This window comes from Acinetobacter sp. NRRL B-65365 (assembly GCF_001605865.1).
In the GTDB taxonomy this organism is placed as follows: domain Bacteria; phylum Pseudomonadota; class Gammaproteobacteria; order Pseudomonadales; family Moraxellaceae; genus Acinetobacter; species Acinetobacter vivianii.
This window is the reverse complement of record NZ_LRPD01000089.1, coordinates 40,179-51,520: the sequence shown is the minus strand read 5'-3', so window position 1 is coordinate 51,520 and position 11,342 is coordinate 40,179. Positions and strand designations below refer to the sequence as shown.

Here is an 11,342-nt window from a genome sequence, read left to right as displayed (position 1 = left end):
AATGAAGAAATGAAGAAATTTTATTGCAATGCAGTCGAATAGTACTCGTAAAAACCCACAAAATATCAATAACCATTTGAAACTAATCAACTAAAATATAGGACAACTCTAGCATCTTCAAGCAGAAATGGGCAGGTTCTATAGATAGGATATATATTGAATAATATTATTTATCAATTTGATCAATACTACTAATAAATCTAAGCTTAACATTGAGCGCTATAAAACAAGAATTCAAGGATGAGTTCGATATCTCATTAAATTTTAAAGGAAAAATAACTGAAAAGGAAATTTTCATTATCCAAAGGAAGGACTCAATGCAAAATATCAATGCTGCAAGGTTGATTGATCAAGCTTCATTAAATAAGCACCATAAAATTCTGGTTTTTTGGTGTTCCATCATTATGCTTTTTGATGGCTATGATCTGGTGATTTACGGTTCGGTATTACCTCATTTGATGACTGAATGGCAGCTTAGCCCCCAGACGGCAGGATTGCTGGGCGCAGCATCATTAATGGGTATGATGGTCGGTGCGATTACTCTCGGCATGGCAGCTGATAAATTTGGCCGTAAAAACGTCATTATTGCCTGTACGATTCTGTCGAGCCTTGCTGTCACCATGAATGGCTTCACCCATGATGTCATCAGTTTTTTTATATGCCGATTTCTAACGGGTTTGGGTTTAGGGGGGGCAGTTCCGAATCTGGTCACGATCGTGAAGGAAATGTCGCCAAGTACTCATCGCAACCGCTTAATCAATTTTGTTCTCGCCTTTTATGGCGTTGGCGCAATTATTTCAGGTCTGGCAGGCTTGTTCTTGATCTCTACTTTTGGATGGAAAATTGCCTTTTGGATTGCGGGGAGCAGTATTGTCATCGTCCCTTTTATGATGAAAACCTTTCCTGAATCCATCAGCTACCTGATTCATAAAAATCGTCAGACTGAAGTCGTCCAGACATTAAAAAAGCTGAATCCTCATCACATCCATCAACCTCAAATGTACTATGTGGTTGAGATGACAAGCAATACCCAGAAGAACCCTGTTCTAGGCCTATTTACCGAAGGCAAAGCATTCAGGACGTTCCTGATCTGGTCTAGCTTTGCGATGGTGATGTTAATGGTTTATGGCCTGAATACATGGTTGCCAAAACTTATGAATGTTGGTGGCTATTCTTTAGGTTCTAGTATTACTTTTTTGGTCACACTCAATATCGGTGCAATTTTAGGGACATTAGTATTTGGCGTCATTGCCGATAAACTTGGTGCCAAGAAAACGCTTGTTTTTGGCTACATATTGGCTGCGCTATCGATTAGTTGCCTCGGCTTTCATCCACCCAAGCTCATTCTGACCCTGTTATTGATTATCGCTGGCGGTGCAACTGTGGGCTCAATGGCGGTGATACATGCACTCGCAGCAGATTTTTATCCTGCCAATATTCGTTCCACAGGCGTCAGTTTTGCCGCTGCCATCGGTCGTTTTGGCGCAATTGCTGGCCCATTATTTGGTGGCTTCTTGCTCGCCCTTAATCTTCCTTTTGAGCAAAACTTCTTGGTTTTTGCTATTCCCGGCATCATCGGTGCAATTACGATCGCCCTCTTTACACATCAGAAATTAAACCCAGTACAACAAATCGTTAAAGGATAATACGATGAATACTCAAGCCAATATTGTTGAACAGATTTGGAAAGAACATATTTTTCAGGGAAACTGGATTAAAACAAATAACTTATCGAGAGATATTATCAATCCAGCAACAGGCGAAATGATCTCAACTGTGCAACTTGCCTCACTAGATAACGTGAACAGTTCCGTCGAAATCGCTGTAGAAGCACAAAAATCGTGGAAAAATACCAGCTTTGAAAGCCGTGCCAAGATACTCAGAAAAGCAGCGCAATTTTTTGAAGAGAATATTCAAACCTTCATTGACTGGAATGTTCAGGAATGTGGTTCAACATTGTTAAAAGCTGGCTGGGAAGCAAATGCCTGCATAGAACAGTTATATATGGCTTCCTCCATGCCGATGGCAGCAGCAGGAGAAATTTTCCCATCCTCCATTCCTGGCAGAACAAACGTCTGGCAGCGTGTTCCTTTAGGTGTGGTAGGCGTCATCTCGCCGTGGAATTTCCCTTTATTGCTATCCATTCGTTCAATCGCACCTGCTTTGGCAATGGGTAATAGCGTGATTCTTAAGCCTTCAGAATTTAGTAATGTTACTGGTGGAGCCTTGCTGGCGTGGCTTTTCCAGATGTCAGGATTACCTGAGGGGAATTTTCAGGTAATCAGCGGCGAAAGTGAGATCGGTGAAGCATTGGTCAATCATCCGCTTGTTAATCTAATTTCTTTCACTGGCTCAACCGCTGTAGGCAAAAAAATTGCTGAATCTTGTGCCAAACAATTGAAAAAATGTGTGCTGGAATTAGGCGGTAATAACGCCATGATTATCTGCGAAGATGCAGATATTGATACTGCTGTAAACAATGCCGTTTGGGGTAGTTTTCTGCATCAAGGGCAAATTTGTATGCAAACAGGTCGCCATTTAGTACATCGCAGTATTGCAGATGAATATATTCAAAAACTAAAAGAAAAGGCGTCCTCTCTCAAGGTTGGCGATCCGTCTTCACCAGAGACTCAATTGGGCCCATTAATTAATGCCAATCAGCATCAGAAAGTCTGCCGTATGGTTGAAACTGCGGTTGAACAAGGCGCGACTCTGGAATGCGGCGGTCAAGGAGATCAATTATTCTTCCATCCAGCCGTTGTGACCAATATCAGTAAAGACAATCCTCTTTTTACACATGAAATTTTTGGCCCTGTCGCACCGATCCTGATTTTTGATGATATTGCAGAAGCGATTGAAATCGTAAACTCATCTAAATATGGTCTAGCTGTTGCCATTCATACAGCGCGCACCGCTTGGGCCTATGACTTAGCCAAAGATATTAAAAGCGGCATGATTCATATCAATAACCAAACCGTCAACAATGAATATCATGTCCCGTTTGGAGGAATGGGAGAATCAGGATATGGTGGGCGCTTCGGTGGTCCAGCAAATTTTGATGAATTCAGTCAGCGCCAATGGGTCAGTATTTTAGATAAAGGGATTCAATATCCCCTTTAAACATTCCTCTAAATGCAATAAAAAAACCTAACGCTTCAGTTAGGTTTTTTTATTGCTCGTTGAGTACTTTATTAAAAGGCTTGAACCTCTAAATTTATGAGCTTCGGGTAATATAGCGTGTATCCAGTTGCTTCACCGATGGGCATCCGATTTGTGCCAAAGTACGATCGACATCCTGTTTTAACAATGTAATCACTTCATTAACACCAACCTCTCCTTTTGCAGCCAGCCCATATAAAGTCGCACGGCCCAAACACACCATATTCGCTCCCAGACATAAAGCTTTGACAATATCGGAACCACGTCTAAAGCCACTATCGATAAAGATGGGTTGATGAATAGAACTGGAAATATCGTATAAGGCTTCCATCGGAGAAATACTACAATCGAGTTGGCGTCCGCCATGATTGGAAAGAATGACCCCGTCTGCACCACATTGAATGGCGCTTTGAGCATCTTCCAGACGAACAATACCTTTGACCAGTAAAGTATGTGGCCAGATATCACGAAGCTTTTTTAAACTTTCCAGATTAAAACGGGTATCCATCTGACGGCTCATCAACGCAGCTTGTATTTCCAGACTCTGCGCCTCCGAAGTTACAAAATTAGCCAATTGTGGCATTCCCTGTTGAAGAAACCGCAATGACCAAGCTGGATGCAACATACCATCCAGCACCAAACTTGGTGAAAATCGTAGCGGAAGCGCAAACTCATTGCGAATATCTCGTTCTCGATAGCCATTTACTCCAACATCCAGAGTAATGACCAAAGTGGTATATCCCGCTTTTAGTGCTCGATGAACCATTTGAACCGCTAATTCTTCGTGTACAACATAGAGCTGAAACCACTTTTCACCATCACATGTTTGAGCAACATCTTCAATCGACATATTTGAAGCTGTCGAAAGCATGAAGGGAATATTCGCGCGGGCTGCACTTTTTGCCAGTAAAGTATCTGCTTTAGGCCAAAAAGAGCTATTTAAACCTGTGGGGGCAATTGCAAAAGGCGCATCCCATTTCTTATTAAAGAGCTCACAAGAAATGTCACGATGACTGATATCAATGAAACGCTGTGGCTTAAAACGCCATTGATCGAAAACGGATCGGTTGTGCTGCAGACCTTTTTCATCCTCAGCACCACCCTCTAAATAATCGAAAATAATCCGTGGTAGTTGAGCTTTCGCTTGACGTCGATAGTCTTCAACATTGATGCATTGACGCGACACAACAATTTCCCTTCTATTGGTTTTTCAGACAGATCCTTGTGATTTTCTAATGCCAATGTTTCGCTTTACTGGTTTTACCAATACCAGGATTGAAACTATTGGTCGGATCCAGCTGCCTTAAATGCGCCTGATACGTTGGCGAAGCCTGATAGAGATGACCAACATTATGTTCTGCTGGATATTTTGCACCACGTGCCTCGAGATAAGAGAGAACCTCATTTTTAAATTGTTTGGCATCCACACCATCTTTAAGCAGATAGTCTTGATGTGATACCAGACAAAAGAAATGCCCACAGCAGCTTTCCATCATCACCTGTTTTTGCAGATGCTCGGGTAAACGAATTAACCACTGTTGATCATTTCGTCTAAATGCGACATCAAACGACACCAAACGCTGATTAGGATCAATTGATCGACTTTCACAGTAGTAAACAACACAACCACCGACAGCAAAACGGATCAGAAATACATTCTTCTCTTCTTTTTTATTACATAGAAAAAAATGCGCTTTCTTTCCAGAAAAGAAATCATTTAATAATTTTTGCAATTCATCGTTCTGTTGTGCATCAATCTTAATCATCAATAAATGCTGATACTTTTGATGAAATTCTCGTATGCGCGGCTCAATCCATGACGGCGAAAGACGATTAAACAACTGAATACAGCGATCAGCAGTATTGTTAGGCAAGAAAGGAACTTGTTTGAAAAATTGATCAATCTTTGATTTAAATGCAAATAAATTCGGGATTTTCTCCGCACCCCAGATATCAATCGCCTTATACATATGTTTTGCATAGCGTTGAGTCATCTCAAATGCATTTTTATGAATATATTCGGCTTGCATAGGCAGTTGCGATAAATGTTCTAATAAATATTTCCGTAATTGAATGAACTGCACTTCATCATTACTCCCTATCAGATAGGTACTTGCCTCAGCAGCTGCGGCAAAAGTCGGTAAACGCACAGCAAAAACCGCTAATTTACCCGAACATCCAGCACTGTCATGTAGATATTCAGGATTGCCATTGTATCTTGTTGGCATTGCAGAAGTCGTATCTCTTAATGTTGCGGCATAATCATCTGCCCAGATACGTCCTTCCCAATGTTGTGAGTGCGCGGTTAAATAGTTTTTCTGTTCTAAATTTTGAAAAATTTCTTCGGGTGTAGCACCTAAATCAATTCCTAAATGATTGACGAGAATTAAGCTTCCATTCTCATCAATTCGGGCAAATAGAGATTTTTCGGTATATGCAGGCCCTCTTTGAATCAGAGAACCTCCCGAGTTATTGCAAACACCGCCAATGACTGAGGCACCAATACAAGAAGAACCGATGACGGAATGAGGTTCACGACCATAAGGTTTTAACGCATTTTCCAGCTCTGTTAACGTGGTACCAGGAAAGGCAATTAACTGTGTTGCCTGCTCCAACAATTGCAAACCCTTCAATTTGCTTGTACTTATGACTACCACATCACGGTCATAATTATTTGAATCAGGCGTAGCCCCGCCTGTTACGCTGGTATTCGATGCCTGCAAGATCATGATGACATCATGCTGCACGCAAATCTCTAATACCTTCCATAGTTTCAATAAGGTTTCAGGAATGACCACAGCAATTGCATCACCTTTTCCAATCCGAAATCCTTTTAAATAAGGGGCTTTGGCAGATTCTTTCAGCAAAATCTGACGGGATTTAAGCAAATCTCGAAATGCATCGATAACTGGGTTTTCTTGCATGTAACAGCATCCTATCTTGTAATTTTAAATCTGCCTCGACCCGTTAATTTTCTACTGTAACAATCTCTAGTAAAGTCGGTTGATCAGAGGCAAGCGCCTGTTTAAATCGGTTAATAAATTCCTCATCATTGCTGATGCGATGCGCCTCAACACCATAACCTTGTGCAATCTGAGTAAAATCGATATCAGGAACATCCATTCCTGGGACATTCTCTGCTTTTAAAACATCAGCGAACCAACGTAATGCGCCATAGGTTCCATTTTTCAAAACAATAAAAATAACAGGAATTTTATATTGAGCGGCAGTCCATAATGCCGTAATACTGTAATTGGCGGAACCATCGCCAATAATCGCGACAACTCTACGTTGTGTGTGTGCCAATTGAATCCCCACAGCAGCAGGCATACCAAATCCGAGTCCACCTGCAGCAGCAAAGAAATAGCTACCTTGTCCTTTAATATTCAAGCGCTCCCAGAGAATGCTCATGGTTGAGGTAGATTCATTGGTAAAAATCGTATCCTCAGACACAAAATCATTGAGCAAATCAAATAATCGCTCTGGTTTAATATAATTTCCTTGGCTAGGTTCTGCCAATTTAGCCCGTGGTCGAGGCGTAACCTCACCTTGCTTTTTCTCTACCACCAGACTTAAACGCGCCAAACTATCCTTTAAATCACAAATATAGCTTATTCCCATTGCTGCTCTGGCAGCTTCATGAATATCGCAGCTAAAGGCAATTAATTCGGTATTTTCTCCGAGATACTGCCCAGGTTCATATTGGTGATAGCGAAATACAGGTGCACCGAAAACCAGTACCAAATCATAATCTTTAAAAATTGCTGAAATCCCCGCAATACTCGCTGGCAGGATTCCCTGAAAATAAGGATGCATGGTTGGAAAAGGACAGCGCGGTGAAGACGGTGCAATCCATACGGGGACATTTAAGGATTCTACAAATTGAAGCGCATTTTCATTTGCATATTGACGGTCAACATCTGTTCCGAGAACCACAGCAACTTTTTCAGCAGAATTAATTTTTTGAGCAATCGCTTGTAAATCATGCTCGGATAAACATTGTGAAGATACGACATGCTTCCTTAATAAATGCTCACTTTGTTCATCGACCTCGATATCCCAATCACTATAAGGTATGGAAACATACACAGGCCCAGCAGCTTCAGCTTTTGCAAGATCAATAGCACGACTGATCGCATGCGGAACTTCATTGGCACTTGCTGGCTCATGGCTCCATTTCACTAAAGGTTTGGGTAATTGGGTTGCTTCTAAATTGGTTAATAAGGCTTCCACACCCATCATGGCACGGGTTTGCTGTCCCGATGTAATCACGAGAGGCGTATGCGAGTTCCATGCATTACTTAAGGCCCCCATTGCATTGCCTGTTCCTGCCGCTGAATGTAAATTTACAAATGCAGGCTGCCCTGTTGCCTGAGCATAACCATCGGCAATACCAACCACCGTACCTTCATGTAAACCTAAAATATATTGGAAATCAGCTGGAAAATTTTTTAAGAAAGGAAGCTCATTCGAACCAGGGTTTCCAAACACCTTGTTAATTTTATTTTTTCTTAAAATATCATAAGTATACTGCTGAACTGTTTTCACAATATTTCCTTGATTGTGTGATTCACTACAAATCTTAGAATCAGCCAAAATATAGATCAAATTAATAATAAATATTATCTCTTATAGCCCTTATCTATGTAGAGTAGCTTTTTTATTCAACATAACTTTTAAGCGAAAACGAAAAGTCTCAATCATTCAGTCAGCTCTGCGAAAGCGTATCCTGTAAGAAATCGATAAACCATTTCTGAGCCGTGATATCGCCAGCTTTTTTATACCAATGTAAGGTGACATCAATCTCAGGTAACTCAAATGGGAGGTCATAAATTTTAATATTGGTATTTGACTTAAAAAAAGCACCAATTCTCATGGGTACAGTCACAATGAGATTATGCTTTTCAATTAGTTCATTCAAAATACTAAATTGAGGAACCCTTAATTTAATTTTACGTCGCAGACCTTTTTGATTTAAATAGTTTTCAATCAGGTTATGTCCTGTAGATGCCAAAACAACTGCATGATTTTCTTTTAAAAAGGTTTCCAGCGTTAACTGATGATTAACTAGCTGGATATCTTTACTCAGCAAACAGACATATTTTTCTTGAAATAATCTCAGGGTATTTAAATTTCTATCTTCTAAATTTCTATTACAGATGGCAGCATCAACTTTTCCAGTAATCAGCCAGTCCGTGAGCTTATTCATATCGACAGTAACGACTTCCAGAGAAATATTAGGTGCTATTTTTTCCAGACTTTCATAGATTTTTGGCAAAAAGTACATTGCCCCAATATCGGTTAACGCAATCTTAAAACAGCGTTCACTATTGGCGACATCAAAATTGGTGACTTTACTAATCGTATTTTCAATATCAATGAATGGCTGATTTAAAGACTCATAGAGCTGCGTTGAATATGCTGTAGGAATCATGCCATCTTTTGTTCTTGTAAATAGCTGATCCTTAAATATATATCTCAATCTCGATAAATTATGGCTCACAGATGGCTGTGTAATATTCAAGCGCTCTGCTGCAATACTGACACTTTGCGTATCGTAAATTGTTATAAATACTTTTACTAAATTGAGATCAATCATCATAGATACTGCTAATAGTAGTCTCAAGAAAACTAAGCTTTTAGCAATAGTAGAGTCAACCCTTGCGTAGATATTTTTAATCGATCTTTTATTTGAGGAAGCTGATAAAGTGAGTTTGCTTACATGGTGATTACATAAATTTAAGCATTAAAAAAGCACTTACAATTAATACATGTAAGTGCTTGATATATATGGTGGGCCCACCGTGACTTGAACACGGGACCAACGGATTATGAGTCCGCTGCTCTAACCAACTGAGCTATAGGCCCTATAAATTTCAATCATATCGATATGATCAATGCTGCCTGATCTTAGTTAAATTTAACTTAAGTTACAAGCAGATGATTTTATCAAACCACCAAAATAGTGTTAAAAATCATAAACTGCGCTGATTCTATCTGATCTCTATATAATGAGTAAAGTAAATATTGCACGGTTTTGATCATTTAAAAGCCACCCAGATTTCTATTATCTGAACTTTTCGGATATGTATTTTCCTCAAAACTCGTATTACACTGCGACCTCACATTGCGAATGATCACGGATATGAAAAAGTTTTTAGGAAAATCTATTTTTAAAGCAACAGGTTGGAAATATAACGTTGATCCAGCAATCTTAGAAAAGAAACAAGTTATTATCGGTTTTGAGCATACATCCAATCTCGATACCATCCTCTCTCTGGCTTTATTTGAAATTTTAGAGATTAAAATTCATACACTGATTAAAAAAGAATTATTCAAAGGCCCTTTAAAGCCTATTTTAGAGCATTTAGGCGGTATCCCTGTTGACCGCAAAGCCAGTAAAGATATTGTCACGCAAATGGTTGAGCTTTTTAACCAGAATGAACGTTTTAATCTGGTCATTGCACCAGAAGCAACCCGTGCTAAAGATGGTGAGGCGCGTAAACCGATCCGTACTGGTTTCTGGCATATCGCAAAAGCTGCCAATGTGCCCATCATTCTGATGTATGCCAATGCACGTACCAAACAAGGCGGCATCTTGGGTAAAATCTACCCAACCGATCTACAGCAAGATCTGGAAAAAATCAAAGCGCTGTATGCGGAATACGATATTGATGTAAAAATTAATTAATTGATTCAATCTATTTGATCAATCTTTGATGCTTGATCAAGATTTTAAATTTTGAATATGAGTTAGGGCAGTTTTCAACAAAACCTTCGCTATGCTAATATTCCTGCACTTTTTTGAGTTTTAATTTTTTGGAGTTACTTCCATGGCGGGTCATTCTAAATGGGCCAATATTAAGCATCGTAAAGCTAAACAAGATGCAAGTCGCGGTAAAGTTTTTACTAAATACATCCGTGAAATCGTAACCGCTGCACGTTTAGGCGGACCAGATGCTGCAAGCAACCCACGTTTACGTGCTGTTGTCGAAAAAGCACTTTCTGTGAATATGACACGTGACACCATTAACCGTGCGATCCAGCGTGGTGCTGGCGGCGAAGATAATGATGATTTAAAAGAAGTAACCTATGAAGGTTATGGTGTTGGTGGTGTTGCCGTTATTGTTGAAACAATGACAGATAACCTGAACCGTACCGTTCCAGACGTTCGCCATTGTTTCTCTAAAACCAATGGTAACTTGGGTACCAATGGTTCGGTTGCGTACCTGTTCACTAAACGTGGCGAAATTTCTTTTGAAGATGTGTCTTTAGAAGATAAAGTTATGGAAGTCGCTTTAGAAGCGGGTGCTGATGATATTGAGATCGATGAAGATAGTATCTTAGTGATCACCAGCCCAGAGAGCTTTGGTGATGTTCAGGATGCACTTACAGCAGCAGGTCTAAAATCTGACAATGCTGAAGTTGTGATGAGCCCATCAACGAAAGCTGAAATCAGCGATATTGATCAAGCGAAACAAATCATGAAAATGATCGATATGCTTGAAGATCTCGATGATGTTCAAAACGTTTATACCAACGTTGAATTCTCTGAAGATGTTTTAACGCAACTTGATGCTTAAACATTTATGCTGAGTAAAAAATGCATCTTTTTAGATGCATTTTTTTATAGCTTGTTTAAAAGTTTATAGCAGTTAAAAACATTATATTCTTTAATGACAAAGCTGGAATGCAACGCCACAACACTGTCAATCTTACCAATACGGCGTAACAGGATTTCACTATAGTCATCCATATTACGGGCCACCAATTCCAGAATAAAATCAGCACTCTGCCCTGTCACTAGAAATGCATTGGTGACTTCCGGAATATCTTCTAGTTCTTGTAAAAACTTATCAAAAGTTTCGCTGTCGTGTTTACTTAATGAAACCTGCAACAGAATATGTAGGCTAAACCCCAGCTTATTAAAATTAATTTCTCGTTTGAGCTGTCCCATCACTTGGGATTCAATCAGATTTTTAATGCGGCGATGCACTGAACTGACCGAAAGATTAATACGTTCTGATAGTTCATTCAGATTGACATCTTCATGGGTTAAAATTTCTAGAATTTGTTTATCAAAACGGTCCAATTCCATTTTTACAGTCCTCATAATTTATCTACGTTTTTTCGGAACTGTCTACACTCAGTAATTTTTAAGGGTCAAGGGAAAACATTCGTTT

At 39.7% G+C, this 11,342-nt stretch carries 9 protein-coding genes and 1 tRNA gene; 4 read left to right on the top strand and 6 right to left on the bottom strand.

What is annotated here, in order from left to right:
* Window positions 1-317 precede the first annotated feature (317 nt).
* Window positions 318-1,646: an MFS transporter gene (locus tag AWW72_RS18970; protein WP_062848355.1), complete on the top strand. Its 1,329-nt coding sequence runs from the start codon at window positions 318-320 to the stop codon at window positions 1,644-1,646.
* A 4-nt stretch (window positions 1,647-1,650) separates the two neighbouring features.
* Entirely contained in the window at window positions 1,651-3,120 is a 1,470-nt protein-coding gene (locus tag AWW72_RS18965; protein ID WP_062848354.1) for an aldehyde dehydrogenase family protein, read from the top strand.
* A 94-nt stretch (window positions 3,121-3,214) separates the two neighbouring features.
* Here AWW72_RS18965 and AWW72_RS18960 read toward each other — a convergent pair whose 3' ends face one another.
* The 5 genes from AWW72_RS18960 to AWW72_RS18940 form a co-directional block, all read right to left on the bottom strand.
* The gene (locus AWW72_RS18960; protein WP_062848353.1) at window positions 3,215-4,345 is read right to left on the bottom strand and encodes an alpha-hydroxy-acid oxidizing protein; all 1,131 of its coding nucleotides are present in this window, start codon (window positions 4,343-4,345) and stop codon (window positions 3,215-3,217) included.
* A 46-nt stretch (window positions 4,346-4,391) separates the two neighbouring features.
* A complete protein-coding gene (gene dld / locus AWW72_RS18955; RefSeq protein WP_062848352.1) occupies window positions 4,392-6,083 on the bottom strand; it encodes a D-lactate dehydrogenase in 1,692 nt (563 codons plus the stop codon).
* Between the two features lie 43 nt (window positions 6,084-6,126).
* Entirely contained in the window at window positions 6,127-7,707 is a 1,581-nt protein-coding gene (gene mdlC, locus AWW72_RS18950; RefSeq protein ID WP_062848358.1) for a benzoylformate decarboxylase, read from the bottom strand.
* A gap of 160 nt (window positions 7,708-7,867) precedes the next feature.
* Window positions 7,868-8,758 carry a LysR family transcriptional regulator gene (locus AWW72_RS18945; RefSeq protein WP_062848357.1) on the bottom strand — a complete coding sequence of 297 codons (891 nt, stop codon included), beginning with the start codon at window positions 8,756-8,758 and terminating at the stop codon, window positions 7,868-7,870.
* Window positions 8,759-8,950: 192 nt separating this feature from the next.
* Window positions 8,951-9,027 (bottom strand) — tRNA-Ile (locus AWW72_RS18940).
* Window positions 9,028-9,304: 277 nt separating this feature from the next.
* Here AWW72_RS18940 and AWW72_RS18935 point away from each other — a divergent pair.
* Window positions 9,305-9,850 carry a 1-acyl-sn-glycerol-3-phosphate acyltransferase gene (locus AWW72_RS18935; RefSeq protein WP_032863876.1) on the top strand — a complete coding sequence of 182 codons (546 nt, stop codon included), beginning with the start codon at window positions 9,305-9,307 and terminating at the stop codon, window positions 9,848-9,850.
* 142 nt (window positions 9,851-9,992) lie between these two features.
* Entirely contained in the window at window positions 9,993-10,742 is a 750-nt protein-coding gene (locus tag AWW72_RS18930; RefSeq protein WP_062848351.1) for a YebC/PmpR family DNA-binding transcriptional regulator, read from the top strand.
* 44 nt (window positions 10,743-10,786) lie between these two features.
* Here the strand turns inward: AWW72_RS18930 and AWW72_RS18925 are convergent, their stop codons facing one another.
* The gene (locus tag AWW72_RS18925; RefSeq protein WP_004771770.1) at window positions 10,787-11,257 is read right to left on the bottom strand and encodes an Lrp/AsnC family transcriptional regulator; all 471 of its coding nucleotides are present in this window, start codon (window positions 11,255-11,257) and stop codon (window positions 10,787-10,789) included.
* Between the last annotated feature and the right edge of the window lie 85 nt (window positions 11,258-11,342).

Excerpts from the sequence above, each read along its gene's own strand:
- AWW72_RS18970 (WP_062848355.1), top strand. The coding sequence starts at position 318 with ATGCAAAATATCAATGCTGCAAGGTTGATTGATCAAGCTTCATTAAAT.
- AWW72_RS18965 (WP_062848354.1), top strand. The coding sequence starts at position 1,651 with ATGAATACTCAAGCCAATATTGTTGAACAGATTTGGAAAGAACATATT.
- AWW72_RS18935 (WP_032863876.1), top strand. The coding sequence starts at position 9,305 with ATGAAAAAGTTTTTAGGAAAATCTATTTTTAAAGCAACAGGTTGGAAA.
- AWW72_RS18945 (WP_062848357.1), bottom strand. The coding sequence starts at position 8,758 with ATGATTGATCTCAATTTAGTAAAAGTATTTATAACAATTTACGATACG.
- AWW72_RS18925 (WP_004771770.1), bottom strand. The coding sequence starts at position 11,257 with ATGGAATTGGACCGTTTTGATAAACAAATTCTAGAAATTTTAACCCAT.
- dld (WP_062848352.1), bottom strand. The coding sequence starts at position 6,083 with ATGCAAGAAAACCCAGTTATCGATGCATTTCGAGATTTGCTTAAATCC.
- AWW72_RS18930 (WP_062848351.1), top strand. The coding sequence starts at position 9,993 with ATGGCGGGTCATTCTAAATGGGCCAATATTAAGCATCGTAAAGCTAAA.